Raw genomic sequence first — 25,297 nt, 5'->3', positions numbered from 1 at the left:
TTGGGCCGGTAGCGGGTCAGCGAGGCGTCGGCGAGCGCGGCGATCTGGTCGATGCGGTACCCGGAGTGGCCTTCGTTGTCCGGATCGGACATCGAACCGTTCCGCACCGTGCCCACGAAGTCCAGCGGATGGCCGTCCGCCGCGAGCCGGTTCCACAACGGCCCCCGGTAGCCGTTGCCCGTACTGCTTCCCACGCCCCAGGTTATCGAGTCGCCCAACGGCATGACCCGCAAAGGCGTGTCGGAGGCGGCGGAGGCAGGGGCCACACCTGCCGCTGTCCCCCCGAGCACGGTGGCGACAAGCGTGATCAGGGGTAGAATCCAAGACTTTTTCATGCAGTTTCCTCTGTTCTGCGAGTGATTGCTCAATCAGCGGGGCTGATCGCCGCCCGGCCGTACCAGGGTGTGATGCGTGACGACGCCCCTCTCGGCATCCGGCTCTCCGAACACGTGCAGCCGGCCCGTCCAGGGCGGGGCGATTGAGGTGGGGTGGCGAGGACCACGCCGATGCCGCCTGCCTGCATCAGCTCCGGGAGCCTGCCCAGCCAGCCGAACTCCCGTGCATCTGGGTGAGGTTCGAGCTTCGCCCAGGTCGGGTATCAGGCGGGCTCCCCGTACTGCACTCCGCGTCCGTTGGTGGAGACGTAGACCCGGCCGTACACGCGCGGGTCACCGGTGATGGCGGCTCCGGTCCAGCCCCACTGGTGCTGGTCGTCGTTGATCCGCGTCCAGGTCTTCGCCTCGTCGTCGGAGCGGTAGACGGCGTTGAAGCTGTCGACGGCACCGACCATGTAGATCGCCGGGTAGGAAGCGCCCCTGGCGGCCTTGCCGAAGCCCAGGGTGTGTGCGGCGTGGCAGCTGCTGACCTCGGCGAAGGTCGCGCCTGCGTCGGTCGAGCGGTAGAGGCCGTTCCCTTTGAGGCTGAGCCACAGGTCGCCGGTGCGGCCCGGAGCAGCCGTCAGCTGGAACTCGCTGTCGCCCGTGCTCAGGCCGGTGGCCCGCGCGGTGAAGGTCCGGCCACTGTCGGTGCTGGCGAACACCGTGCCGGTCGTGGTGTCGAAGGCGTAGAAGCGGGTCGGGTCGACGGGATCCGCGATCGGGGCGGCACCCTTCGGGAAGGAGGCGACCTCGGACCAGGTGGCGCCGTTGTCGGCCGAGCGGTATCCGGGGTTCTCGGTGCCGAAGGACCACAGCAGCACGCTGCCGTCGGCGTTGGTGGCGATCGGCCCCGGCGCGTCCTTGGCGATGGCGGGCTGCGCCCCCAGTCCAGGCCTCCGCCACGGTGGACCTTGCCCGTCAGGCCCGTCCCCGGGGGCACCTCCAGACCGCGCAACAGACCCGTCCGGTCGCCGACGACGTGGTCGAGGCTCAGTGGCCCGAACGCGGTGGGAGACGCCGCCCAGGCCGCCTCGCCCGGTCCCGCCATCACTGCGATCGCATTGCGCAGCTCACGAACACGCCCCTGGCCGAGCCGAACAGGCCGCCCGCGACACCGCGAGCGGCCTGCTGCTCAAGTTTCGATCTACTGACTGTACGTCAGTTTCCTTCCCCCGTACGACGCCTGCGCGCGAAGTAGATCGCGGCGGCGCCGACCGCCACGACGGTGAGACCGGCACCCGCGAGGACAGGAGTGCTGCTCGACGCGCCGGTCTCGGCGAGATCTCCGTTCGGGGTCGGGTCGTTCGCCCCCGTGTCCGTGGCGGGCTCGGGCGTGGTCGCCGACTCGCTCGGGGTCTCGGACTCGCCCGCACCGGGCGTGGCCGACTCGCTCGGGGTCGGGGACTCGCCCGCACCGGGCGTGGCCGACTCGCTCGGGGTCGGGGACTCGCTCGCACCAGGTGTGGCCGGCTCACTGGGGGTCGGGGATGCGCCCCTGCCGGGCGCGTCGTTCTCGGCAAGCACCGCCGAGAAGGCGCCTGCGATCACCTTGTGGCCGTCGGCGTTGGGGTGCGGGTCCTTCTGTGTGCACGCCCAGGTCAGCTGGCAGATCTTGGCGACGTTCGCCGGCACCTCGCCCGCGCCGGGCACGTTGACCCGGGTGGTGAAGTCGTCCGAGGAGAAGGCCCCGGCCACGTCCGCCACCTTGAAGCCGGTGGACTTGTACACCTGGGTGATCCCCGTGTTGGCGGCCTTGACCAGGGGTGCCGACTCCTTGGCGGCCTGCTGCCCCGCGGCGCCCTGCAGCCAGGCCCCCAGGAACGGGTTGTGGTACGTCGAGCCTACGAACTGGGTGCTCTCCGTGCCCGCCTTGCGGAGTGCGCCCGCGATCTGGACGAGGTTCTTCGCCATGGTCTCGCTCCGGCTGTTCAGGCACGCCCCGTCGAGGGCGCCGGCCGGGCTGACGCAGTTGAGGAGGATGTCGTTCGCGCCCACGCTGAGGGTCACGTAGGCGACCTTGCCGTGGTGCTGGGCCATGGCCTTCAGAGCGGCGTCCAGTTGGGACTCGGCGTTCGGGTAGTCGCACTTTCCGCCGTTGATCAGAGACTCGGTGGTCTCAGCGGTGCAGCCGAGGTGTATGTGCTTCAGTCCGGGGGTGCGCTGCTTGAGCTGCGGTAGAGCTGGTCGGCGTAGGCGACGTCGGTGTCCTTGTCGACGTCCGGCTGGTAGCCGGTGGTCAGGGAGTCGCCGAGCGAGATGTAGTACGTGGTGTCCTTGTCGCCGGTCGCCTCATCGGCGGTGGCCAGTCCGGGCGTGCTCAGCACGATCGTCATGGCAGAGATGGTCAGCCGGGGGCCGAAACGCTGAAGAGATCTCATCACTCACGTGCGCTTTCCAGTGTGTTGGGGGGTTTGGATGCCGAAAAGGCATGGCATGAGGCGTGGCTGGAAGCAGCGAGACTCAGCCGTTACGGTTTTTGGGCATCCAAGGAGAGCCTTGGTGAAGGCTTAGAGGGAATTCCGCCTCCGTGAAACTGCGGGACCTGCCCGACTTCGCCTCGGAGGCGCGGGCTTCAACCTAGCAAGGCTGACACGGACTTGGGTATGGGAAGTCGATAAAGGAACGGTCACACTACGCGTGCAATCATCAGAAAGGCTCGACCGGCCGGGAATTGATGACCGGACCCGTTCGTAGCCATTCGCTGAGTGATCGTCCGAGTGGTGAGTTTCCTCCAGGCGACAGCCCGCCCACTCAGGACTGGTGTTGAGCGTAGTGGTTGACCTCGTGTTCGGCGGGCCGAACGGCGCCGATCGCGAATGCAAACGCTGGAGGTTAAATCGGCCGAGCTATTCCTCGAAGTTGGACAGTGCACGGCAGATCTTCTCGACCCCGAAAGCCTTAATGGACTTGTCGATGAACGCTACGAGCGCTTTGACGGCCGGTCAGGCTCGGAAAAGCCGACGCTACCTTCGAGATTCAGACGGCCGCCGTCCGACTGGGCGCGGGTCATGCTGATCGGCGCCGCAAGACCGCCATGGCCTGTGCCGCCTGAGCCGGATGACCGGGAAACCGTCACGCCCTGTTCGGCGGGTGACCCAGGACGCCTTCCGCGCGGACGCCGCCGGCGACTCCGGACTGCTCGACCAGCTTAAGAGCATGCTTCGCGCCTACCTTGGGCACTTGGCCCAGTAGGCGCGATGCCGCCGACTGGCGAGGCGGCACTCAGGGCTGTGAAGCGTTCTCCGGGTGGTCGGAGCCAGAGCGGTTCCGTCCGTCGTGCCGGCCGGGTGCACCGCGCGGTGGCAGATCGTGAACTGTCCAAGGGGGCCTCCTCGGTTCGGGCCAGGCCCTCGAAGGCGGGCAGGCCGACTGCCGGGGGTCGTCGATGGTTCACGGGGTGAGGATGAGGCGGATCGGGTTGCCGGTCTTCTTCTCCAGCCGGGTGACGGCGTCGCCCGCCTCGGCCAGTGGAATGTGATCGGTGATGGAAGGCGCCAGGTCGAGCCTGCCGAATGCCGCCAGGCGGATGAGCTGGGTCACGTGTTCGGGTCCGGAGCCGTAGTGACCGCGGATCTGGTTGCCGCGGTAGCTGAAGGACATGCTGTCGGTGATGGTGAGCGGTTCCGGGGTGAGTCCGGCCAGGACGAGGACACCGCCGGCGCCCAGGACCGCGGCAGCCTGCTCGCGGACCGCTGGGAAACCCGCGAAGTCGAAGGCGACGTCGAGGCCGCGGCCGCCGGTGGCCCGGCCGACGGCTTCGGCGAATCCCGGGTCGGCGGGGTCGAGTGCGAGGTCGGCGCCGAAGGCGAGGGCCCGTTCGCGGGCCTCGGGCAGTGGGTCGACGGCGATGACGGGCGCGGCGCCGGCCGGACCGCCCCGGTTTCGATGATCGCGGCATACGGGGTGGAGACCGCGTCGGGGATGATGGCGGCCTGGTCGAAGGGCAGGTGGTCGGGGAGGGGAGCGAGGGTGTTCTCCCGGGCGACGGCGTACTGGGCCTAGCCGCCGTCGTAGTCGACGCCGCGGGTGAGCGGCCGCGGACACGGGGAGCGGCGCATGCAGTCGGCGCATGCTCCGCACGCCTGGCCGGCCTGCAGGGCGACCCGCATGCCGGGGGCCCAGTCCCCCAACAGGCCGGGGCCCAGGGCGTGGATGACGCCCGCGACCTCGTGGCCGAGGGTGACCGCGCCCGAGCCGGTCACCGCCTCGACGGGGAAGGAAGGGGTGAGGCTGCCGTCGATCAGGTGGACGTCGGACAGGCACACTCCGGCGGCCCTGACCTCGATCAGCACCTCTCCGGGACCGGGGACGGGAACGGGGACCTCTTCGACCGCGAAGGTGCGGGTGTCCAGGTGGAGGCGTCCGGCCAGCATGGTGGTGGACATGATGTGAACCTCGGTTTTCTGGATAAGGGGTGGATCTCCGGGAAGGGGCGGGCCAGGGGCTCCGAGGACCCCGGCCCGCAAGCGGCGGGTGACCGCTGACCGGCGTCACCGTCGGCCGGCGCTCGAGTCCTCGGATCGGAGCAGGGTGTTGAGGTTGGCCATGGAGGTGCGCATGCCGGCGCGCATCGCGGGCTGCTGTATGGAGTCGAGGAGCAGGCCCAGTGGACCGAGGCCGATGGTGTACTCGACCTGGTAGAGCATCTCCGTCGCGTCCCGGCCGTCGGCGCTCTGAACCGGCCGGAACTCGAAGGTGTTGGTGACGTCCTGGAGCGGGGCGAAGCCCGTGCCGGTGTCGACGCGGCGCTTGAAGGGCTCGATCTCCCTGACGGTCCAGACCGAGTCCGTCTTGAGCGGGCCGAGGGTGCGGTTGCGCTCGGAGTAGGTCTTGCCGACGGTGGCGACGCCGTGGTGGTCGGTGACCTCGATGGCTCCGGCGACCCACTCGGCGTACCCGCCGGTGCGGGAGATGACGTCCCAGACCCGCCCGAGGGGTGCGTCGATGACGGCGGTCTCGGCGACGACGAAACGGTTCATGGCAGGGTTCCCTTGCTTGTCGGTGCTTCTTGCACTCAGATCTGGTGGAGGAGTTCGGTGGCGGTGTGGCGGCCGGAGCGGACCGCGCCGTCCATGTAGCCGTTCCAGTAGGGGGAGAACTCGGCGCCCGCCCAGTGCACGCGGCCGTGGGGGCGGCCCATCCACTGGCCGAAGTCGGTGAGCACGCCGGGGGCGGCGACGGAGGTGGGGCCGCCCTGGGTCCACTGCTCGGCGGTCCAGTCCTGCTCCACGTAGTCGACGGTGTCGAAGGCACGGTCCCCGACGACCTGGGCGAAGCAGCGCAGGACGGCTCCGCGGCGCTCGCCTGCCGGGCGGTGGGCCCACTTGCGCCATTCCCTGCCGCCGAGGAAGCCCATGAGGACGCCCGGTCCGCCGTCGGGCGGGGTGTTGTCGAACATCTCGCGGATGGGGGAGCCGCCGCGCAGCAGGCCCATGCCGGACAGCCCGTCCTCGCGCCAGAACGGCTTGTCGTAGACGGCCACGCACTTCATGAGGGTGCCGAACGGCAGCCGCTGGAAGAGCTGGTCCTGCTGCGCCGGAAGCAGCGGGTCCCACACGATCCGCGAGGCCACCAGCGGCGGTACGGCGACGATCACCCGCTCGGCCCGCCAGTCGCCGACGTCGCAGACCACCGTGACACCGGTGGAGTCCTGGCTGATGCGCCGCACCGGCGCCGACAGATGGACCCGGCCGTCGAGCTCCTCGGCCAGCCGCTGGGCGACCATCTGCGAGCCGCCGACGAACCGGCTGTCCTGGGCGCCGCCGGTGGTGCCGGTGCCGCGCTCCATGGTGCCGGGGTGCGTCTCGTCGCCGAACGTCGAGACGTACCAGAGGCTGAACAGGGCGGAAGCGTCGCGGGCTTCGCCGCCGTAGGCGGAGTTGAGGAAGAGGTTGATCATGTCGACGGCGTCGCCGGTGATCTCGGCCCTGCGCAGCCAGGTCTCGTAGGTCATGCCGTCCAGTTCACGGGCGTCGGGCCTGCCACGGTGCCGCCGGGTCCACCTTGGCCGCGGCCTGACAGATGCGGGCCAGGGCGATACCCATGTCCGGCAGCGCGAACAGGTCCGGCGGGGTGTGCCCGGTGAACCGCTTGGCCTTGCCGTCGTTCACGTAGACGGTCTCGCCGGGGACGGCGGCCTGGTACGTGGCCACGCCGGCCTCCTTGGCCAGCGCCAGGATGTGGTCCTGGGTCGGGCCCACGAACTGCCCGCCGATCTCGGTCACCTGACCGTCGCCGAGGTGGTGGTTGAGCAGCCGGCCACCGACCCAGTCACGGGCCTCCAGCACGGCCACCGACTTGCCCGCCGCCACCAGCTCCCGCGCCGCGGTCAGACCGGCCAGCCCTGCACCGATCACCACCACATCCGCCCTACGGGCGTGGTGTGCCGTGGCGATGTCCCCGTTCTGCGTGCTGCTCATGATCACTCCACGCCACGTCGCCGTCACCCCGAGCAGCCCGCCCCGCCTCCGCCCTCGCTTCGAACCAAGATCCGGACCATACGCGGGCCAGAGTCCGCCAGTTGATCTACCTACCTCGCATTCGCGCTGGTCAAGGTCATGCGCACGATGCACCACCAGCAGACGAAGAACCTGCTGGTGTCGTACTCGCCGAAGAAGCTGGGCTTCTTCTAGACGCAGAAAATGGGCGCCTGACCAGGGCAAATGCCCGTCAGGCGCCCATCTCCGGGTGCAACTAGACCACGAGCCGAAATTCGGCCTTACTCCCGATTCCTCCCACCGGTATCCCACCTCTGACCAGCTGTTCCGGGGCATTTCCGGGCCAAGCCCGGGCTAAGCCACCTGCTGCCGCATCATCGTGCTCGTCCCACCGCCGCATGGAATCCTCGATGAGACGGTTCGCGTGGTGACGTGCTTCGGAGAGGAACTTGGCGTAGTAGCGGAAGAGAACCTGGATGCTCTGCCCTGCTCTTCGCGCGCACTCGGCCGGGTCGACCCCGGACGCCAGCCAGAAGGAGATGCCTGCGTGGCGCAGGTCGTATGGCCGTGGCGCCAGTTCAAGGGCAAGCTCGTCCAAAGTGAGCGCCGCCTCTCGTGCTCGACGCCACGTTATGCCGTACGCCGAGGCGTCGATGTGGTTCCCGGCCGCATTACGAAACACGCGCCCATCCGGTGCCACACCGAAGCGCTCTATGTGTTCGCGCAGCATACGGACGAGGACAGGCGGGATCGGAACCGGTCGTGTGGCCTTGGCCGCGCGCCGCTTCAGCGAGTGGATCTCATGGACGGCACCGTCGTCAGTCCACTCCTTGCCGCCATCACAATGCCACCCTTCAGGTTCAGAAGCCCCCACCCAGTGGCGGGGAGGCGGCATTGAGACTTCTGCAGGTGGATGACTTCGGCTGGACGCATCGCGGCGTAGTACATGCAACCGAAGAAGGCGTACAGATGGGGGCCTCGACCGGGAAGGGCCTTGACCGCAGCCAGCAGGCGGGCGACCTGAGCGGGATTCGGCACACATTCCGGGTCGACTTCGTCGGCCACTTCGGGCGCGGTCCAGCGGAGGCCGGCAAGTGGGTTCTGCCCGAAGTACCCCTTCTCGACGGCGACGCCGAAGACCTCATTGACGGCCGCCTTCTTTCGCTTCACGGTCTTGGCGGCTGCGGCGCTCCCGTCGGCCTTGCGGCACAAGGCGTCAAGCCCTCGGCGCAGTACGTCGGGCTCCTCCAGCTCGCTGACTGGCAGGGAGTACCGTTCCAGCCAGTCCAGTGCCGCCTTCCATTCATCCTGCGGATCTGAACCCCACGCCTTCTTGTTGAACGCCCACGAATAGAGCGCGCGTCGCAGTACTCGCGGAGACCGGTAGACAGCTCCCGGCTCTACGAGGGCTGGCGTGATGGTGGCCAGAGCATCGGCGAGTGTACGGCGCGTATTGCCCGGGGTACGGTCCCAACGCTGCTCGATGTACTCCCGCGCCAGGACATACCAGGTGGTGCGTTGCTTCAGGGCACGAAGCTCGGAAGCCGGCAGGCCCGTTCGGGGATCAAACGGCTCACCGTCGCGAGCCGCCGTCATCAGCTTGGAACGGCGGCTCTCTGCAAGTCCCTTGGTAAGGAAGGACTCAGACTTCTCTCGGCCGTTGACCGTCCAGCGGACTTCGAATCCCTTGCGACGGTCGGGACGCTCGCGTATCTCCCAGAAGCGGACCTTGTAGCTCATCGCCATTCAGGCGTATCCCTTTCACACGCTTCCCACCACGCATCCAAGTCGGCGCGGCGGCAGCGTAGTTCTCCATTCGGCAACTTGATCATCCGAGGAGCCATACCTCGGGCCCTAAGGCGATAGAACGCGGACGGGCTCATGCGGATCTCTGCAAGAACTTCGGCAAGTTTGAGTGCAGGGGGACGTGTCATCGAAGTCTTCTCAAGTAAGTGGGCAGAAGCGTTAAGCGCAACGGTTAGCAGAGCTCCACTCGCGCCCCCGGCAGAAGAGCGAATGGCCACCCATCGGCCGGGCGGCATGGAGCGTCTGTGCCGCCGCGATCAGCGAAGCGGAGGCTACAGATCGGTGAGACACCGCCGGCGGGAGCCGCTCAGCTCCCTCCTTCTATCTGCTTGCCGCATCGCTGCGTCCGCTGGGCTCCACCGCCAAGCACAGCCGCTACGAACATCTCGATGGTCTTCACGATCGCCGGTTTGGCTAACCGGCGATCGTGGTCTACGTTGCGCCGCGGGACTTTGGGACCGTCTTCGAAAACGGCGGATCACTCATGGTGCTGATCGCTCGATCAAGACGGTATCCACCGCTGCACTACCTTCACTTCGAGCAGGCCAACAGCGCATGCTCACAAGCAGGCCCAACAGATGAGAGCGTCCTGTGGTCCGATGTAGCCTGCGCAATCCGCGCATTGCGCGCCCCCAGCTCGAAGAGAGCAGGCGCGGTGGGCCGAACGAAGCGGGGCGCATGCGTGGACAGAAGATCCTCCTCTTTACCTGACCCGTGAGGGTCTAAAAGACCGCTCACCTCCGGGGTGTTGTACGTTGACATGGCCCGGGGTCGAGTTCCAGCCTTTTGAGGATCTTCCTTGTCTGCCGTCGGCGAATGCAGAGGTGCGCCTATGTTTCAGACTCGTCGAGCAACTCCGCCACTCGAACGAAGAGAACCGTTTACAGGGAGAGTTGACTCCAATCAGTCCGCTCATCGGCCTCCTATCCGACCAACGTCACCGGCCACATCTCCCAGACAGCTTCGTCAGGGCCCCTGAGCAGCTCTGCGTCGACGCCCCTTCAGGAAGAGGTACAGCCCTTCTCTTCCGCAGGCCTGTCGCGCTGTCAGCGGGGTGGCCTGCTGGTCGGGCTGACCGGGTCGGGCAAGACCACGTACGCCAAGCGGCGGCTGGAGTCGTCCGGGGCGGTGTGGCTGTCCGTGGACGAGCTGGTGCACGGCCGGTACGGCGTGGACTATCCGGAGCGTCACTACTTCGCGTTGGAGGCGCCGGTGGTCGCCGAGGTCCGCGAGTGCCTGGCCGAGTTGGTCGCCGCCGGGCGGGACGTTGTGCCGGACCACGGGCTGTGGGTGCGCTCCACGCGGAAGGAGTGGAAGCTGAGCGCAGGCACTACATGATCCCTTTCCAGTGCCACGGGCGCGGTCCTGCACGGCCACGCAAGCAGTCCACACGGTACTGAGCCTCCGCCTGCCACTCGGGGCGCGTGGCCGCGTGCTGGGCCGCGTACGTCGTCATGCGCAACTCGCTAGCCCCGGCGAGGAGCTCGTACCCCTCCCACTTGGTGACGTCCGTTCCGTACGCCTCGCAAAACTCGGCGTACTCGGCCTGAGTGACCGCGCCGGTCGTCGTCATCTTGACCGCCGTAGAGACGAGATCCCACTCCGGTGGCCCGACGGAGGCCCGCTCGAAGTCGAGCAGTACCGCCCCGTCCGGCGTGCGCGCGACGTTGCCGACCCATGCGTCTCCGTGCACGACACACTCGGGCAGGCCCTTAGGCCGACGCTCCCACTGCTCGCGGAGCTCCGCATGCCGGTCTCGCAGCCAGGCGCGATCGTCCTCCGACAGGGACATGGCCGCCTCGATCCGCTCGGCGACCCGGACAAACGGGTCGAGTCGGTCGAGCGGCAGGTCAGGCACCGGTAGCGGGTGGAGCTGCCTCAGCAGTGCCACGACGTCCATGACGGTGCCGATCCCATGCGGCGGAAGCTCGACCCAGAACGTCACGGGCCGGCCTGCCGCCTCTACAGGCTGCTCGACCGGCAGCGCACGGACGGCCGACACCCCGTTGTCGGCGAGCCATCGCGCGACGAGAACTTCCCGGACCGCGGCCTTCCACTGACCGGCGCGCGCGATGCGGACGATCACCTCGCCAGGCAGGCGCCATATCTCGTTCTCGGCGATACGGATCGGCTCCGCGCCGGCGGAGTCGAAGCCTGCGTGGGCGCAGGCTTCTGCAAGGACTGCGCGGTCGGGGACAGCCGAGATCGTCATGCCTGCAAGGTAGCCGTGATCCGCTGGCGCAGGTGCGCCGCCTCTTCCAGCGTGCGGTGCTGCCCGGCGAGTCGGCGGAGTTCCTTGAGGTCGTCGGCTGCCCTGCGCGAGGTGAGCTGTCCGACGTCGTTGAGAGCCTTGTGGCCAATGTGGATGGCCTGCATCGGGTCTCCCATCGCCATGACCAACGACGCCAGCTTCGTCGCCGAGATCGCGCGCGAGCGGGCGTAGTCGTCGCTGTGTCCAGCGACCGCCGTCGTGAATCGCTGCGCTGCCCGTCCGGGGTCCTGGTCGGCATGCATGGCCAGGTCCCAGAGCGCATGCGCCGTGTCGCCGTGGTGCTGCGCCTCGTCGTAGTAGCCCATCCATGGCGGATCCTCCGCCGGGTTCGAGTGGGCGAAGGCATCGTCAGCTGCACCGACTGCGGTCAAGGTGCCCTGTACGTCGTGCATCTTCCCGAAGGCGCGAGCGCGAGCGCTGTGCAGCATGGCTTGGATGGTCGGGGTGAGCCGGTCCGAACGGACGAGGCCCTTCTCCGCGTACGTCAGTCCCTCATCCGGATCGCCGAGCCAACTCGCCTGACGGGACAGGAAGGAGAACGTCTTTGCCCGCAGCCACCAGTCGCCGGCCTCCTCCGCGCACTCAGATGCGACCTTGAAGGCGACCCGGGCGTCATCGTGGGCGTAGGCGTAGGGGGTGCCGATGAAGGTCCTGCCGTGGGTCTCGGGGTGCTGGACGGCGATGTAGGGGGCGGTGCGCAGCCCGAAGACGATCTCGCGGCAGTAGGAGCGGGGCGCCGGTGGCCGGTGATGTCGATGTCACCGCAGCCCGCGAGGAGGTCGGAGAACGGGGCGCCCATGACGATGGGAGGTCTCCGGGGGCACGTACTGGGGGTGGCCGATGCCTACCTCGCCCAGGTAGTCCCAGCCGGTCCGGTGAAGTCGCCGATCACGTGGCTGTATTGCTCCACCAGCTGCCAGGTGCGGTCGATGCGGGTGGGGAAGGTCTCGGTACCCAGGATGATCCGGTTCGGGAAGAGGTCGCGGTCGAGGGCGTAGCGGCTGTCGATCACCACCTGCTCCTGCACTCCGGCTCCCCCGAAGAACGCGCACCACGGCAACCAGCCACGACGACGGCACCCCTGAGCCGAGCCTCGATGAGAAGACCGCGCTGTTGTCGGGCCAGGACTTCTGATCCACCAAGCCCTCGGCAGGGGCGGGGATCCCTTCGAGGGCAGGGTGAACCGACTGGACCAGAACCGCGATCACCGGCAGGACGTTGACAGCAATGAACACGCCGTCGCAGTCGATCACCTCAGCGAGGAAGGCGCCGGAAGGGGCCGAGGCGATCATGGCCGTCGTCGCGCCGCCGAAGTGATCGACACAGCACGCGCCACGCGGCAGGGCGTGTCGGTGGAGGTTGGGCCCGGCCTGTTTTGGTGATCTACGCCGCCGGGCCCAGCACCCCTTGGTTGAGCGGAGGCAGTTGTGGAGGTCAGGTGTAGGCCAGGAGTCTCCCGGCGATCGTGACACCTGACCACGAGGTGAGGGAGACGACCGCAGCGAGGCGGGCGGCGACGGGCGTCGGCTGGTCCGAGTCCCAGTCGGCCACGCTGCGGTAGGTCCGCCGATGGAAGATCAGGATGTTCAGACCTGCGAGCAGGATGAGGCCGAACTTCCACGGAGCACTGCCACGGTCGGCGATGAGGCTCGCGCCGGGCAGGAACATGGCCGCGCCGGTGACTGCCGCGATCACGAAGCCGAGGTGTGACAGGCGAAGGAGGTAGTTGGCCGCGGTCGTCACCCGCAGCGCCCGCCGGCCGAGCCCCAGCAGCCGAAGGTCGAAGGCCGCGGCCGGGCCGACGAGGAGAGCGATGCCGATGATGTGGACGCTTTCGAGCATCGGATACAGGTAGGCCGTGCCCCGGACGGCCTCGGCGAACCAGCTGTCCTCCAGCCAGGAGAAGACACTGTCCATGACGAGCGCCGTCACGCCCGGCGCGAGCGGGCGCGCAGGTAGAAGGCTCCACCTGCGACGACCGCGACCAGTACGCCACCGACCGTGGCCCACACCGCGATCGGGGACGTGTCGTCGGAGTCCGCTGAGGCGGACGGGGACTCCTGGTCGGCGTCAGCGGCCGGTGCGTCGCCCTCCGGATACGGGACCGGCAGCGGCGTCGCCGGCAGCTCCTCGTTGAGCACCTGGTTGACAGGCTTCCCGTCCTCGACCCAGAACACGACCGGACGGAACTCGTCGTCGTGACTCCTGCCGACGTAGCCGACGGCCTCGATCCGCTCGCCGTCCTCCAGTTCGCGGTCGAGACCCCACATCCCCGTGAAGCTCGGCGGCGCGATCGTGACCTCCAGCTCGTCGTGAGAACCGCTGTAGGACGGTGCGGCGTCGATCGGGTCGCTGTCGGCGGCGTCCTGCAGTCCGTCAGGCAGATCGCGCTCGGGCGTGTCAGCGGGGAGATCTCTGTCGATGGTCACGGTGAAGTAGGAGTGTGGCTCGCCCCAGCGGACCTGCGAGACGGTGCCCGCTATGTAGTAGGGGCGGTCGGTGTCGAAGTCGTCGAACCCGTGATGCGCCTGAGCGGCACCCGCCGAGAACAAGATGAGCATCGTCGCGGAGACCAGGGACGCCGTCGCCAGCCTGACGCGACGAATGCCGGTGCCAGCCAGCAGTGCCGCGATCGTGATGAAGCGCATGCCGAGTCGATCCTTCCAGAGGGCTTGGGGTGTTCGGCATTCAGCGAACCTCCTCTCGCAGGGAAGAGGGAATCTCTGTCGTGGGGTGTACTGACAGGGCACCCTTCAGCGGGGGTCTTCGGCGCGAACTTCGGCCACTGACCTGAGCCAAAGCTGCTCGGCGACGCCCTCGGTACGCATCGCGGTCCCGGCGCGCATCCGGCCGGGCCGGTCTGCGCCGACGCTGGCGATCAGTGACACGCCGCCACGCTACGTGAGCATCGGGGCGGCTGAGGGAGACCCCGGCAGTACCCCCATCAACCGGGCCTCCCTCACCGGGCCCCCAGGGTGTTGGCTTCCTGTGCGGAAGAGCACGTGGGCAGACAGGGCGGCCGCTCTCATGCTCGGGCTCACCGTACGCCGGGCTTCCGCGCTGGCCCTGGCGTGTCAGCGCCTCCCCAGAAGAGAAAGCAGCACCTGGCATGACCGACATGACCCGACGCACCCTCCTCCTCTCCGCTGCCGCACTGGGTGTGGGGACCCTTGCCGCGTGTTCCACAACGCGGGAAACCGGCGACGCACCGAGCGAAAGCGGCCGTACGGCAGGCAAGGGTGGCAGGTTCGGGGTCGGGGACTACAACACACAGGAAGTCGCCGACGAACTGCGTCACATCCAGGAGAACATCGGCCCGCTCCCCGAAAAGGACACCAGGCGCATCCTGGTCACCGGCTCCACCGGCGGTCTCGGCCAGCTCACCGCCGCCCACCTCCTCGCACGAGGACACCGCGTCGTCGCCCACGCACGCAACGACCAGCGCGCGGCAGACGTACGGCGAGACCTCCCGGGGCTGGAGACCGTCGTCACCGGGGACCTGTCGAACCTGGACGAGACGAGGAGACTCGCCGCCCGGATCAACAAGCTGGGAGCGTTCGACGTCATCATCCACAACGCCGGGGAGTACGGCGTGACGAACGCGGAGATCCTGAACGTCAACTCCCTGTCTCCGTACCTCCTGACGAGCCTGGTCGATGCTCCCCAGCAGTCGATCTACCTCACCTCCGACCTGCACCTGGGTGGCGACCTCAAGCTCGGCGAGCTGCGTGAGGGCGGCACCGACGTCACTTACGACGACAGCAAACTCCAGATCCTGACGCTTGCGATGGCCGTCGCCCGGCGTCGGCCCGGGGTCCGCGTCAACGCGGTGGCCCCGGGCTGGGTGCCGACCCTGATGGGGTTCGCCAACGGCCCGTACGCCCCCGACAACCTCCGTGCCGGCTATATGACCCAGGTCTGGCTGGCCGAGGGCAGCGAGCCCGCGAGCCGAGGATCCGGCGGATTCTTCTTCCACCGCGAACCGGAGGACGACATCCATTCCTCGGTCCGCGACACCCGCGCGCAGGACGAGTTGCTCGACGCCTACGCGCAACGCACCGACGTCACCCTGCGATAGGCCCGGTCTGCCGGTGGGCCCCGAAAGGCGCCACGCCGCCGACTGCGGACCGTTCCGTGTCCAGGGCGGCTTCCTGGGTGGCGGCCCAGGTGGCGAGGAGACGCAGTCCCTCCTCGGAGGGTGAGCCGGGTTCGGCGGTGTAGATGGTGAGGGTGAGGCCGGGGGCGGCGGCCATTTCCAGGCCCTCGAAGGCGAGGGTGAGGTCACCGACAGCATGGTGGTGGAAGTGCTTGGTGCCGGTGCCGTGGTGGCGGACGTTGTGCGCACCCCACCGGGTGCGGAACTCGTCACTGCGGGTGCACAGCTCGCCGACCAGGTCGTGCAGGTCCTTGTCGCGGGGGTTGCGGCCGGCTTCGGTGCGCAGGATGGCGACGGAGACGTCGGCGAAGGCGTTCCAGTCCGGGTAGAAGCGGCGGGCGGCGGGGTCGAGGAAGGTGAAGCGGGCCAGGTTCTGCTGGTTGCCGGGCGTGGCGTAGAGGTCGGTGTAGAAGGCGCGGAAGAGCTGGTTGGCGGCGAGGATGTCCATCCGGCCGTTGCGGACGAACGCGGGCCCGGCGGTGACGGCGTCGAGTGTCCATTGCAGGCTGCGGTGCGGCTTCCACTGGTCCTTGGTACGTCGGCGGCGAGGCCGGGTGAGGGCGTCGGAGCCGTCGGCGGCCTGGGCCAGGTTCACCAGGTGGGCGCGTTCGGCGTCATCGAGCTGCAAGGCGCGGGCCAGGGCTTCCAGGACGGCCGGGGAGACTCCGGCGAGGTTGCCGCGCTCCAGCTTCGAGTAGTACTCAACGCTCATATCGGCCAGCGCCGCGACCTCACTGCGGCGTAGTCCCGGTACCCGGCGCCGGGTACCGGACGGCAGTCCGGCCTGGTCGGGACTGATCTTTGCGCGCCGCGAGGTGAGGAACTCGCGGACCTCCTCACGGTTGTCCATGTCTTCGACGGTACGTCCCGCACGCGGCCATAAGGATGCACTGCCAGTACACCCTTTGTCAGGGACTCGCTACGCGCGTGAGGAGCGGGTTGCCTGAGAGGCGCGGTGCTTCTCCTCCTGGTCACGAGCGCGGGGAAGACGGAGCGCCTCACCCGGCTCGGCGTCCGCCGCCCTTCCCCTGCCCCCCTACCGCACATGGAGCGATCATGCAGATCACTCGCAGCTCGATCGACACCGTCAAAGGGCCGGCCGACTGGTTCACCGGCGACGTCTACATCGACGCCGTCGCTGCGGCGCCCACCCCGTCCCGGGTCACCGCGTCCCTGGTTCATTTCATGCCCGGCGCCCGTACCCACTGGCACCGCCACCCGCTGGGCCAGACCGTCTTCGTCACCGAGGGCATCGGCCTGTGCCAGCGCCGGGGCGGACCGGTGGAAGTCATCCGGCCCGGCGACCGCGTCCTGTTCGAGGCCGACGAGGAGCACTGGCACGGCGCCGCGCCGAACCGGCTGATGGTCCACCTCGCCATCAACGAGGGCGACGACGACCACGACGTCGTGCACTGGCTGAACCCCGTCACCGACGAGGAGTACGCCGCAGCCCCGGCCACCGGCTGAACCCGAGCAGGGCCGTCGACCTCACTCACCCCCTGAGCCGCTGCGGCCTGCCACGCCCTTCCTCATCAAGTACCTCTCTACGCCCAAGGACTCACGATGACCACGTTCGCACTGGTCGGCGCAGGCCCCGGTCTGGGCCTGGCCGCCGCCCGCCGCTTCGGCAAGGCCGGCCACAGCGTCGCACTCCTCGCCCGCAACGCCGATCGTCTCGACGAGCTGGTGGCGGCGCTGGACGGCGAGGGGGTCCAGGCACGCGGCTACCCCGCCGATGTCCTCGACCCCGACTCGCTGACCACCGCCCTGCGCACGGCGGCCGAGGAGCTGGGAACCGTCGAGATCCTTCAGTACAGCCCGGTGCCGCGGGCCGACTTCATGAAGCCGGTCCTGGAGACCAGCGCCGCCGACCTGGAGGCTCCGCTGGCGTTCTCCGTGAAGGGCCCTCTCACCTGCGTGAACGCGGTTCTGCCCGGCATGCGGGAGCTGGGCCGGGGCACCCTGCTGTTCGTCAACGGCGGCAGCGCCGTGCGCCCGAAGCTCAGCGTGGCCGGCACCTCGGTCGCGTTCGCCGGTGAGAGCGCCTACGCGGCGATGCTCCATACCGCGCTCGCCTCGGAGAGCATCCACGTCACGCAGCTGATCGTCCCGGGGGCGATCCGTCCCGACTCCGCGCACTCCAGCCCCGAGGTGCTGGCCGAGCGCCTGTACGCCCTGCACACCGACCGCGACGGCTTCAGGCACTACGCCGAGCCCATGCCCGACTGACCGACGGACGGCCACCATGACCTTCCCCCTACGCCGGGCCCTGGCCAGCGCCGCCACCACAGGCGCTCTGCTGCTGGCCATGACCGCCTGCTCCAACGACGACTCATCCCAGCGGAACCCCTCATCCACCCCCACCTCCGCCACGCCGACATCGGCGTCGGAGCAGCCGCAGACCTCGGCATCCGCCGGCCCGTCCGGTTCAGACAGGAGCACCCCGATGGACATCCGCGTCACCCTCGACGGACAGCCGGTCGAGGCCATGTTGAACGACAGCCCCGCCGCCCGCGACCTGGCCTCCCTGCTCCCGCTCACCCTGGACCTGGAGGACTTCCACGGAACCGAGCGGATCGCCTACCCGCCGCGCAGGCTGACCACCGACGACGCGCCCGAGCCGGCCGCGGCCAAGGTCGGGGACATCGCCTACTACGCACCGTGGGGCAACCTCGCCCTCTTCTACGAGGACGGCCCCTCCGCCTCCTCCGACCTGCTGATCCTCGGCCACATCGACGCCGACGCCGGCCAGTTGTCCGGGGCCGACCGCATCACCATCGAAGCGGCCTCCTGACCTCGCCCACCCCTCCTCGTACGGAAAGAAGTTTTCGCATGTCGTCGGCCACCGGAACCACCGCCAGCCGACTGCCCTTCGTCGTATGGGTGCTCGCCGCTGGCACGTTCCTGATGGGCACCACCGAATTCGTCATCGCCGGACTGCTGCCCGAGATGGCCGCCGATCTGAAGGTGAGCATCGCGCACGCCGGTCTGCTGATCACCGCGTTCGCCGTCGGCATGATCGTCGGCGGGCCCACGATGGCCATGGCCACCCTGCGCCTACCCCAGCGCCACACCCTCATCGGCGCACTGACCGTCTTCGCACTCGGGCACGTCGTCGCCGCGCTCAGCACCTCCTTCACCATCGTGCTCGCGGCCCGTGTGGTGACCGCGCTGGCCACCGGGGCGTTCTGGGCCGTCGGCTTCGTCATCGCCACCGCCGCGGCAGGCCCGGGCAACGCCACGCGCGCGGTCGGCGTGATGATGGGCGGCCTCACCCTGGCCAACGTCGTCGGTGTGCCGATCGGCTCGTTCGTCGGCCAGTACACCGGCTGGCGTGGCCCGTTCTGGGCGCTCGCCGTCCTCGCCGCCCTGGCCGCCGCGTTCGTCGGCCGGTTCATCCCCCGTACCGAGCAGCGGGCCGAGGTGTCGGTGCGGGCCGAGGTGCGGGCTCTTGGGCAGGGACGGCTGTGGCTGGCGCTCGCCGCGGCCGTGCTGATCATGGGCGGGGTCCTGGCGACGTACACGTACATCACGCCACTGCTGACCGACCGGGCGGGCATCCCCGCCGGCTCGGTGCCGCTGGTGATGATCGCCTTCGGTATCGGTGCGCTGGGCGGCACCGCCATCGGCGGCCGTCTGGGGGACCGCCGCCCGATGACCACGACGATCACCGCGGCGGCGGCCACCGCCCTGACCCTGCTGATCCTGATTCCGGCCTCGAACAGCCCGGTGGCCGCGGTCGTCCTCGTCTTCCTGATGGCGCTGACCGGGTTCACCGTCAACCCGGTCGTCACCTCCCTCGCCGTCCGCTTCGCCGGGGACGCGCCCACCCTCACCTCGGCGCTGACCACCTCCGCGTACAACACCGGCATCGCCGCGGGTTCCGCCCTCGCGGGCCAGGCCCTGGACTCCTCGCTCGGGCTGACGGGTCCGGCCCTGGTCGGCGCGGTCTTCGCCGCACTCACCCTGCTGCCGCTGATCGCCCTCGCCCTCAGCGCCACCGCCACCCCTTCGCGGATCATCGCCCAGAACACCACCGACGCCGGCGATCCGCAGCAGGCCGCCGACGCACCGGCGAGGACCGCGCGCTGAACTCCTCGTCCGTACAGCTTCGGTGGGAGCAACCTTCATGAACCCCGCGTACGGCTTCACGGGCCAAGTCGCCTTCGATACTGGTGCCGGCTCCGACATGGGGCTGGCCACCGCCCGCGCCTTCGCTGCCTCGGCGGCCGCCGTCGCGCTCGCCGACATCAACGAGCGAAGCGGTCACGGTCTTCGAGGATCGCTGCGATGCCGAGCGCGGCCGACGGTTCGACGACGACGCCGGCGTGGTCGGAGAGCATCCGCATACCGGCGATGATCAACGCCTTCCGGACCAGGCTGGCGTCGTCAGCGACCAGTAGTAGGTCGGCCAGGAGGGCCGGAATCGGATATCGGCCGGCGACACGCCCTTCGCGCCACGAGTGGGTCAGCGCGATGAGCATCTTGGGAAATGGCCACCCTTGATCAGTTGTGTGGCCAAGCCCGCTCAGTGGATCTCTCCACCCTTCGAGTGATCTGGATCGACGTGTCGAACTGACGTCGGTGTGTCGTGGAGAGCCTGCCCCGTGCTTGACCGTCGGCCTGTTCGAGGTCCCGGACGCTCACGCCCATGTCGCGCGCAGCACTGACTCGCTGACCTGCAATTACGCAGCCGGGAAACAAACCTTGACAGATTCGACCCAGCACTTCTTCCAAGCGGTATCGGTCAGGCTTGAACTGGGGCAGTGCAGATTCTGCCGATGTACCTCAGTACTTCAGCAGCACTTCGCTGTTTTCCCTGTTCAGAGGCGGTTTGGGTGAGTGTACTGGCCTGGTGTCAGGTCAGTGTTGTCCTTCCCGGGCTGCCCCTCGATTGTGTGCAGCCGCCGCTGGTAATGACACCGGCGGGGGCAGCCTCCTGGCATGATCAACGAGCGTGCGATCAGGGCCCTCAGGTCGTCGGACGAGCCGGAAAGGCGCGCGCGGTAGGCGGCGCCCGCCGCGCGCAGGGAGACTTCGTGAGTGGGCACCGGAGGTTCGAGTCCAGCGTGAGGCGGCTTCGCTGCTCAGGCCGAGCAGGCGGCTACGGACGACAGCGGGGCCGCTAGATCCGCGCGGGTTCGTCCGGCGGGCGGGCCGCCAGCGCGAGGGCGGCGGCGAACAGGGAGCTGAGCGCCAGCAGGGTGAACAGGCGGCTGTGTCCGCCGAGTGTGTCGGCCAGGCTCGATCCGGCCCAGGGCGCGAGGGCGGCGGCGATGGTGGCAGGCGCGGCGAGCAGGCCGGAGAGGCTGCCGTAATGGGCAAGGCCCCAGCGGTCGCTGACGGCGGTGGCCTGCAGGAGGGTGAGGTTGCCGCGGACCATGCCGGCGGCGACGGCCAGGGCGACGAGAAGCGGGATGGGGCCGGGGATGAGGCCGAGGGCTGCGGTGGTGACGCCGCCGGCTGCGATGAGAACGACGGTGCGCAGGGTGGGGGTTGAGCGGCGGGCGAGGCTGGCGTAGAGGGTGCGGCCGAGGGTCTGCCCGGCGCCGCCCAGACCCAGGGCCCAGGCCGCGGTGGTGGCGCTGGCGCCGCGTTCGATCATCAGCGGGACGATGCCGATGACGACGGCGTAGACGGCGAATGCGGAGAGCGTGAAGGCGGTGGCCAGTAGGAGGAAAGGGCGGCTGCGGGCGGTCGTCGGCCGGTCGGCCGGCCTGGTGGCGACGCTGGGGGCGGGGGCGGGCGGCCACGGCGCTCGGAGTGCGAGGGCGTGGGCGGGGATGGTGACCACGGCGAGGATGAGGGCGAGGACGGTGTAGGTGAGGCGCCAGCTCAGATGCTGGGCGAGGGCTGCGGTCAGCGGTGCGAAGACGGTGGAGGCGAGGCCGCCTGCGAGGGTGATGACGGTCAGGGCGCGGACCCGGTCGGGCCCCCACCAGCGGGTCACGGCGGCGAAGGCGGGCTGGTAGAACGTGGCGGCCATGGCCACGCCGGCGCAGGCCCACGCGGCGGTGAAGGCGGCCGGGTTGGGAGCGGCGGCGATGGCGAGGACGGAGAGGACCGCGAGGATGGAGCCGGCGGTCATGACGGTGTGCGGGCCGCGGCGGTCGAGCATGCGGCCGACGGGGATGCCGGCGGCCGCGGAGATCAGCAGGGCCAGGGAGAACGCGGCGGTCGCGGTGGTGGCCGACCAGCCGGTGTCGGCGCTCAGGCGGGGCAGCAGGACGGGGAAGGCGTAGTAGACCACGCCCCAGCTTGTGATCTGGGTGGCGCACAGGGCGGGCAGGACATGGCGGGGCCGCGACTGCTGGGGGGCGGCGGCTGCGGCCTGTGTGGTGGTGTCGGTCATGGGCGGCTAGCAGCAGCCCGAGTCGGCCGGTGCCGCGGCTGCCGGGACTGCTGCGGCGGTGTGGCTGGCTGCGGGGGTGCAGCAGGCGCTGCTCTGCTCTTTGGCCATGCTGTCGGCGTCGCTCTTGACGACGTAGACCTCCCACGGCTCCTGGCCGGGGCCGCTGACCCAGACCTTGTCCTGCAGGGCGTAGCAGCAGGTGGTGTCGTTCTCTTCGGTCGTGGCCAGTCCCTGGGCGGCCAGGCGGCTGGTCGCGGCGTGGACGGCTTCGGTGGTGTCGACCTCGATGCCGAGGTGGTCCATGCGGGTGTCCTCGCCGGGGGTGCCTTGCACCAGGACCAGCTTGAGCGGGGGTTCGGTGATGACGAAGTTGGCGTAGCCATCGCGGAGTTTGGCGGGCTCGGTGGCGAAGAGCTTGGTGTAGAAGGCGATGGACGCCTGAAGGTCGGGCACGCGCAGGGCGAGTTGCAGCCGGGACATGGCAGGTCCTCCTCGGTGCGGTGGCGGATGGGCGGTCAGCAGCCGCCAGCCGGGGTGGCGGCGCCGATCTGCAGGACGGCGGGGACGGGGGTGCAGCAGCTGGCGTTCTGCGTGGTGTCGGGTTCGTCGAACAGGCCTGCTCCCCCGCACACGCCGGTCTCCGGCAGGATGAGCTCGACGCGTTCGGCGGCTTCGCGGTCCCCGGCGAGGGCGGCGGTGATGGAGCGGACCTGCTCGTAGCCGGTCATGGCGAGGAAGGTCGGGGCGCGGCCGTAGGACTTCATGCCGACCAGGTAGACGTCCTGTTCCGGATGGGAGAGCTCGTTCACGCCGTGCGGGTAGACGGTGCCGCAGGAGTGGACGTTGGGGTCGATCAGCGGGGCCAGCGCGGTCGGTGCCTGGAGGCGTTCGTCGAGGCCGAGGCGGATCTCGGACAGGAAGGACAGGTCGGGGCGGAAGCCGGTCAGCACGATGATTTCGTCGACCGGGTCGAGGCGGCGGCCGTCCTCGCCGGCCAGGATGAGGCGGCCGTCGCCGTCGCGGTCGATCGCCTCGGCGCGAAAGCCTGTGACGGCCCGGGCGTGGCCGTGGTCGACGGCGGCCTTCGCGGCCAGGCCCAGGGCGCCGCGGGCGGGAAGCTGGTCCGATTCCCCGCCGCCAAAGGTGGAGCCGCTGATGCCGCGGCGCAGGATCCACACCGCGTGCGTGGCCGTCTCGTCCTTGGCCAGGTCGGCGAGGGCGGCGAGCGCGGTGAAGGCGGAGGCCCCGGAGCCGATGACGGCGGTGCGCTTGCCGGCGTAGCGGGCGCGCACGGCCGGGTCCTTGAGGTCGGGGACGCGGTAGGTGATGCGGTCGGCTGCAGCCTTCTCCCCCAGGGCGGCGAGTCCGCTGGCGCCGGCCGGCCTGGGGGTGGTCCAGGTGCCGGAGGCATCGATGACGGCCCCGGCGAAGAGGCGCTCCTCGCGGCCGTCGGCCGCGGTGAGGTGGACGACGAAGGGCTGGCTGTCGCGGCCGGCGTCGACGATGCGGTCGCGGCCGGCGCGGGAGACGCCGGTGACGGTGGCGCCGTAGCGGACGCGGTCGCCGAGCGTGTCGGCAAGCGGCTGCAGGTACTGCTCCACCCAGTCGCCGCCGGTGGGGTAGGCGGTCTCGTCGGGGCGCGTCCAGCCGGTGGGGGCCAGGAGCTTTTCGGCGGCCGGGTCGGTGACTTCACCCCAGGGGGAGAAGAGCCTCACGTGGGACCAGTCCCGTACGGAGCTGGCGGCCGCCGGGCCCGATTCCAGGACCAGGGGCGTCAGTTGCCTCTCGAGCAGGTGGGCGGCGGCGGCCAGGCCGATGGGGCCGGCTCCGATGACGACGGGCAGATCGCGGGTGGCGGGCGCAGTCACGGGGACGCTCCTCGGTTTCGATGTTTATCGATGTGCTGTGGCTTCAGCATGCCTCCGGATTCGACATGCGTCAACATAGAAGCTCATCTAAATAGATGCGGGCGGGCCACCCCCTTCCGCATTCCTCTTGGCAGGTGATTAGATGAGTGTCAACATAGAGGTATGTCGAAGTTGGCCTCGGTCCCCGATATCCAGGACGTCACCACGTCACTGGCCTGCTGCCCGCCGCTGGCGCGGGAGGAACTCTCCGCCGCGGACGCCGTGAAGATCGCCGCCATGTTCAAGGCACTGTCGGACCCGGTCCGCCTGCGGCTGTTCTCCCGGATCGCCGCCCAGCCCGGCGGCGAAGCCTGTGTCTGCGACATCCAGGACGTCGGCGTCTCGCAGCCCACGGTCAGCCATCACCTGCGCAAACTCCGCGAAGCCGGGCTGCTGGTCTCCGAACGGCGGGCCAGCTGGGTGTACTACCAGGTGGCCCCGGGAGTGCTGGCCGGCATGGCCGGTCTGCTGTCGGCGGCCGCCTGAGCCGCGCCAGACGCCGAGTGGACAGTGCACGCCGGTGAGCCCAAGGGCTGAGCCGCCCCTGACCGCGCCGTGCCCCTTCACCCGGTTTTCCCAGCCGGACGGCGCTGGGGTGAGGAGAAGAGATGTCCCAGGACACTGCCACAGCCGGTCCCGAGGAGCACCTTCAGCTGAGCGCGGCCGATATGGCGTGGTGGTCCAGCGTCTTCAAAACACTGGGCGACCCGGTGCGCCTGCAGCTACTCATACAGCTGGCAGCGCAGCGGGGAGCTGAAGTCCCGGTGCACGACATCGGCGACGTCGCAGTGTCGCAGTCCACCGTGAGCCACCACCTCAAGCGGCTTCGGAGCATAGGACTGGTGGAGAGCAGGCGTGAGGGACGCGTCGTCTACTACCGCGTGAACGACGGGGTCCGTTCGGCGCTGACGCAGATTCTTCGCCAGCGCGACCAGGCCGAGGCGCGCTGAGCAGTCCGCGTTGAGGCGGGGCATGGTGCTCCGGGCCCGCTCCGCCGTGGTGAAGCCACCGCGGTGGGTGGTCGACACGGCAGGCAGGCTGCGCCAGGCGGCCAGGCCGATCCAGGCAAGGAGTACCAGCGGGCCTGCCCGATGGTGCTGCTCAGGTACAACCCCATCGGCTCCGGTGGCGGCATCGCCCAGTTCCGGCGCGGGGCAACATCCTTCGGGGGCACCGACACCCCGGTCGAGGGGCGGGACGCCGTGGGGCTGGGCGCGCAGTGCGCGGGCGGCAGGATCATCAACCTGCCCCTGGTCGGCGGCCCGATCGCGATGGGCTACAACTTGCCGGACGTGGACGAGCTGGTGCTGGACGCGGAGACCCTGGCACGGATCTTCGACTCGCGGATCACCAGGTGGAACGACCCCGCCATCCAGAAGCTGAACCCCGGCGCCGAACTGCCGCCGCTGGCCATCAACCCGGTGCACCGGTCCGACGGCTCGGGCACCACCCAGAACTTCCAGGCGTATCTCGCTGACGCCGCACCCGACGTCTGGCAGCACCCTGCGGAGAAGGCGTGGCATGGAAGAGGTGGCAGCGCGGAGGACGGATCTGAAGCGGTCGCCTCGGCGGTGAACTACACGGTCGGTTCGATCGGTTACTTCGAGCTGTCCTACGCGCGCGAGCTCGGCATGAGCACCGTCCGCATCGACACGGGAGCGGCCCAGCCGGTGGCAGCGTCCACGACCACCGCGTCCGCCGGCATCGCCACCGCCGATGTCATCGGCCGCGGCAAGGACATGATCCTGCGCCTCGACTACCAGACGTCGGCGCCGGAGACGTACCCGATCGTCCTGATCAGCTACGAGATCGTGTGTGAAAAGGGCAACCTGCCCGCGACACTGCCCGCCCTGAAATCGTTCCTGACCTACACGGCCAGCGAGGAGGGTCAGGAGCCGCTGTCCCGGATCCACTACGCACCACTGCCGGAATCCGTCGCCACAGAAGTGCGCAAGGTCATCAACACGCTGCGCTGACGACCCTACGGGTG

Annotated in this window: 26 protein-coding genes and 6 pseudogenes; 10 read left to right on the top strand and 22 right to left on the bottom strand. The window is 69.3% G+C overall.

Going from position 1 to position 25,297, the window contains the following annotated elements; translation table 11 throughout:
* From ACFVJQ_RS40675 to ACFVJQ_RS40625, 11 genes and pseudogenes are all read right to left on the bottom strand, one after another.
* A pseudogene (locus ACFVJQ_RS40675) lies at nucleotides 1-335 on the bottom strand (hypothetical protein); the annotation flags it as partial.
* A 29-nt stretch (nucleotides 336-364) separates the two neighbouring features.
* Nucleotides 365-544: a hypothetical protein gene (locus tag ACFVJQ_RS40670; RefSeq protein ID WP_385790875.1), complete on the bottom strand. Its 180-nt coding sequence runs from the start codon at nucleotides 542-544 to the stop codon at nucleotides 365-367.
* Between the two features lie 54 nt (nucleotides 545-598).
* Nucleotides 599-1,333: pseudogene (locus ACFVJQ_RS40665) on the bottom strand (WD40/YVTN/BNR-like repeat-containing protein); the annotation flags it as partial.
* A gap of 202 nt (nucleotides 1,334-1,535) precedes the next feature.
* Nucleotides 1,536-2,710: pseudogene (locus ACFVJQ_RS40660) on the bottom strand (GDSL-type esterase/lipase family protein).
* A 1,057-nt stretch (nucleotides 2,711-3,767) separates the two neighbouring features.
* Nucleotides 3,768-4,762 (bottom strand): annotated as a pseudogene (locus tag ACFVJQ_RS40655) (zinc-binding dehydrogenase).
* Between the two features lie 105 nt (nucleotides 4,763-4,867).
* Nucleotides 4,868-5,356: an SRPBCC family protein gene (locus ACFVJQ_RS40650; protein WP_385515952.1), complete on the bottom strand. Its 489-nt coding sequence runs from the start codon at nucleotides 5,354-5,356 to the stop codon at nucleotides 4,868-4,870.
* A gap of 35 nt (nucleotides 5,357-5,391) precedes the next feature.
* Nucleotides 5,392-6,330 (bottom strand): flavin monoamine oxidase family protein, encoded by a 939-nt coding sequence (locus ACFVJQ_RS40645; RefSeq protein WP_385515951.1) that lies wholly within the window; start codon nucleotides 6,328-6,330, stop codon nucleotides 5,392-5,394.
* A 10-nt stretch (nucleotides 6,331-6,340) separates the two neighbouring features.
* Nucleotides 6,341-6,796: a flavin monoamine oxidase family protein gene (locus tag ACFVJQ_RS40640; RefSeq protein WP_385790873.1), complete on the bottom strand. Its 456-nt coding sequence runs from the start codon at nucleotides 6,794-6,796 to the stop codon at nucleotides 6,341-6,343.
* 274 nt (nucleotides 6,797-7,070) lie between these two features.
* The gene (locus ACFVJQ_RS40635) at nucleotides 7,071-7,544 is read right to left on the bottom strand and encodes a hypothetical protein (RefSeq protein ID WP_385515949.1); all 474 of its coding nucleotides are present in this window, start codon (nucleotides 7,542-7,544) and stop codon (nucleotides 7,071-7,073) included.
* 56 nt (nucleotides 7,545-7,600) lie between these two features.
* Nucleotides 7,601-8,554 (bottom strand): hypothetical protein, encoded by a 954-nt coding sequence (locus tag ACFVJQ_RS40630; RefSeq protein WP_385515948.1) that lies wholly within the window; start codon nucleotides 8,552-8,554, stop codon nucleotides 7,601-7,603.
* Nucleotides 8,551-8,748, bottom strand: coding sequence for a helix-turn-helix transcriptional regulator (locus ACFVJQ_RS40625; RefSeq protein WP_385515947.1), 198 nt, complete (start codon nucleotides 8,746-8,748; stop codon nucleotides 8,551-8,553). The genes ACFVJQ_RS40630 and ACFVJQ_RS40625 overlap by 4 nt, the downstream gene beginning before the upstream one ends.
* Before the next feature lie 820 nt (nucleotides 8,749-9,568).
* Between ACFVJQ_RS40625 and ACFVJQ_RS40620 the strand changes: the two genes are divergently transcribed.
* On the top strand, nucleotides 9,569-9,958 hold the full coding sequence (locus ACFVJQ_RS40620; protein WP_385790874.1) for an AAA family ATPase: 390 nt from the start codon (nucleotides 9,569-9,571) through the stop codon (nucleotides 9,956-9,958).
* Here ACFVJQ_RS40620 and ACFVJQ_RS40615 read toward each other — a convergent pair.
* From ACFVJQ_RS40615 to ACFVJQ_RS40590, 6 genes are all read right to left on the bottom strand, one after another.
* Nucleotides 9,951-10,832 (bottom strand): phosphotransferase family protein, encoded by an 882-nt coding sequence (locus tag ACFVJQ_RS40615; RefSeq protein ID WP_385790872.1) that lies wholly within the window; start codon nucleotides 10,830-10,832, stop codon nucleotides 9,951-9,953. The genes ACFVJQ_RS40620 and ACFVJQ_RS40615 overlap by 8 nt on opposite strands.
* Nucleotides 10,829-11,320, bottom strand: a complete 492-nt coding sequence (locus ACFVJQ_RS40610) for a hypothetical protein (RefSeq protein WP_385515945.1) — start codon at nucleotides 11,318-11,320, stop codon at nucleotides 10,829-10,831. The genes ACFVJQ_RS40615 and ACFVJQ_RS40610 overlap by 4 nt, the downstream gene beginning before the upstream one ends.
* A 416-nt stretch (nucleotides 11,321-11,736) precedes the next feature.
* The gene (locus tag ACFVJQ_RS40605) at nucleotides 11,737-11,919 is read right to left on the bottom strand and encodes a hypothetical protein (protein ID WP_385515944.1); all 183 of its coding nucleotides are present in this window, start codon (nucleotides 11,917-11,919) and stop codon (nucleotides 11,737-11,739) included.
* Between the two features lie 407 nt (nucleotides 11,920-12,326).
* Nucleotides 12,327-12,809, bottom strand: a complete 483-nt coding sequence (locus tag ACFVJQ_RS40600; protein WP_385790871.1) for a hypothetical protein — start codon at nucleotides 12,807-12,809, stop codon at nucleotides 12,327-12,329.
* A gap of 11 nt (nucleotides 12,810-12,820) precedes the next feature.
* Nucleotides 12,821-13,540, bottom strand: a complete 720-nt coding sequence (locus ACFVJQ_RS40595; RefSeq protein WP_385790870.1) for a DUF6152 family protein — start codon at nucleotides 13,538-13,540, stop codon at nucleotides 12,821-12,823.
* 105 nt (nucleotides 13,541-13,645) lie between these two features.
* Entirely contained in the window at nucleotides 13,646-13,780 is a 135-nt protein-coding gene (locus ACFVJQ_RS40590) for a hypothetical protein (RefSeq protein WP_385790869.1), read from the bottom strand.
* Nucleotides 13,781-14,001: 221 nt separating this feature from the next.
* Here ACFVJQ_RS40590 and ACFVJQ_RS40585 point away from each other — a divergent pair, with 221 nt between their 5' ends.
* On the top strand, nucleotides 14,002-14,970 hold the full coding sequence (locus ACFVJQ_RS40585; RefSeq protein WP_385515940.1) for an SDR family NAD(P)-dependent oxidoreductase: 969 nt from the start codon (nucleotides 14,002-14,004) through the stop codon (nucleotides 14,968-14,970).
* Here ACFVJQ_RS40585 and ACFVJQ_RS40580 read toward each other — a convergent pair.
* Nucleotides 14,957-15,898, bottom strand: a complete 942-nt coding sequence (locus ACFVJQ_RS40580; protein ID WP_385515939.1) for a helix-turn-helix transcriptional regulator — start codon at nucleotides 15,896-15,898, stop codon at nucleotides 14,957-14,959. The two genes, ACFVJQ_RS40585 and ACFVJQ_RS40580, sit on opposite strands and share 14 nt — an antisense overlap.
* A gap of 206 nt (nucleotides 15,899-16,104) precedes the next feature.
* Between ACFVJQ_RS40580 and ACFVJQ_RS40575 the strand changes: the two genes are divergently transcribed.
* From ACFVJQ_RS40575 to ACFVJQ_RS40555, 5 genes and pseudogenes are all read left to right on the top strand, one after another.
* The gene (locus ACFVJQ_RS40575) at nucleotides 16,105-16,515 is read left to right on the top strand and encodes a cupin domain-containing protein (protein ID WP_385515938.1); all 411 of its coding nucleotides are present in this window, start codon (nucleotides 16,105-16,107) and stop codon (nucleotides 16,513-16,515) included.
* A gap of 96 nt (nucleotides 16,516-16,611) precedes the next feature.
* Nucleotides 16,612-17,277 carry an SDR family oxidoreductase gene (locus ACFVJQ_RS40570; RefSeq protein WP_385515937.1) on the top strand — a complete coding sequence of 222 codons (666 nt, stop codon included), beginning with the start codon at nucleotides 16,612-16,614 and terminating at the stop codon, nucleotides 17,275-17,277.
* 16 nt (nucleotides 17,278-17,293) lie between these two features.
* Nucleotides 17,294-17,842: a cyclophilin-like fold protein gene (locus tag ACFVJQ_RS40565; RefSeq protein WP_385790868.1), complete on the top strand. Its 549-nt coding sequence runs from the start codon at nucleotides 17,294-17,296 to the stop codon at nucleotides 17,840-17,842.
* A gap of 38 nt (nucleotides 17,843-17,880) precedes the next feature.
* Nucleotides 17,881-19,140, top strand: coding sequence for an MFS transporter (locus ACFVJQ_RS40560; RefSeq protein WP_385515935.1), 1,260 nt, complete (start codon nucleotides 17,881-17,883; stop codon nucleotides 19,138-19,140).
* Between the two features lie 37 nt (nucleotides 19,141-19,177).
* A pseudogene (locus tag ACFVJQ_RS40555) lies at nucleotides 19,178-19,312 on the top strand (oxidoreductase); the annotation flags it as partial.
* Here the strand turns inward: ACFVJQ_RS40555 and ACFVJQ_RS40550 are convergent.
* The 4 genes and pseudogenes from ACFVJQ_RS40550 to ACFVJQ_RS40535 form a co-directional block, all read right to left on the bottom strand.
* Nucleotides 19,305-19,523 (bottom strand): annotated as a pseudogene (locus ACFVJQ_RS40550) (threonine dehydratase); the annotation flags it as partial. The pseudogenes ACFVJQ_RS40555 and ACFVJQ_RS40550 sit on opposite strands and share 8 nt — an antisense overlap.
* Before the next feature lie 650 nt (nucleotides 19,524-20,173).
* The gene (locus ACFVJQ_RS40545) at nucleotides 20,174-21,400 is read right to left on the bottom strand and encodes an MFS transporter (protein WP_385515934.1); all 1,227 of its coding nucleotides are present in this window, start codon (nucleotides 21,398-21,400) and stop codon (nucleotides 20,174-20,176) included.
* Nucleotides 21,401-21,406: 6 nt separating this feature from the next.
* On the bottom strand, nucleotides 21,407-21,880 hold the full coding sequence (locus ACFVJQ_RS40540) for an ArsI/CadI family heavy metal resistance metalloenzyme (protein ID WP_385515933.1): 474 nt from the start codon (nucleotides 21,878-21,880) through the stop codon (nucleotides 21,407-21,409).
* Nucleotides 21,881-21,915: 35 nt separating this feature from the next.
* A complete protein-coding gene (locus tag ACFVJQ_RS40535) occupies nucleotides 21,916-23,268 on the bottom strand; it encodes an NAD(P)-binding domain-containing protein (protein WP_385790867.1) in 1,353 nt (450 codons plus the stop codon).
* A gap of 162 nt (nucleotides 23,269-23,430) precedes the next feature.
* Between ACFVJQ_RS40535 and ACFVJQ_RS40530 the strand changes: the two genes are divergently transcribed.
* The 3 genes from ACFVJQ_RS40530 to pstS all read left to right on the top strand — a co-directional run bounded on the left by ACFVJQ_RS40530 (nucleotide 23,431) and on the right by pstS (nucleotide 25,283).
* A complete protein-coding gene (locus tag ACFVJQ_RS40530) occupies nucleotides 23,431-23,793 on the top strand; it encodes an ArsR/SmtB family transcription factor (RefSeq protein WP_385515931.1) in 363 nt (120 codons plus the stop codon).
* A gap of 122 nt (nucleotides 23,794-23,915) precedes the next feature.
* The gene (locus tag ACFVJQ_RS40525; protein WP_385790866.1) at nucleotides 23,916-24,257 is read left to right on the top strand and encodes an ArsR/SmtB family transcription factor; all 342 of its coding nucleotides are present in this window, start codon (nucleotides 23,916-23,918) and stop codon (nucleotides 24,255-24,257) included.
* Between the two features lie 63 nt (nucleotides 24,258-24,320).
* Entirely contained in the window at nucleotides 24,321-25,283 is a 963-nt protein-coding gene (pstS, locus tag ACFVJQ_RS40520) for a phosphate ABC transporter substrate-binding protein PstS (protein WP_385790865.1), read from the top strand.
* The last annotated feature ends 14 nt before the right edge of the window (nucleotides 25,284-25,297 follow it).

The sequence above is a fragment of the Streptomyces sp. NPDC127197 genome, assembly GCF_042672405.1.
Taxonomy (GTDB): domain Bacteria; phylum Actinomycetota; class Actinomycetes; order Streptomycetales; family Streptomycetaceae; genus Streptomyces; species Streptomyces flavusporus.
The sequence above is the reverse complement of the archived record's forward strand: the minus strand, read 5'-3'. Positions and strand labels throughout refer to the sequence as shown.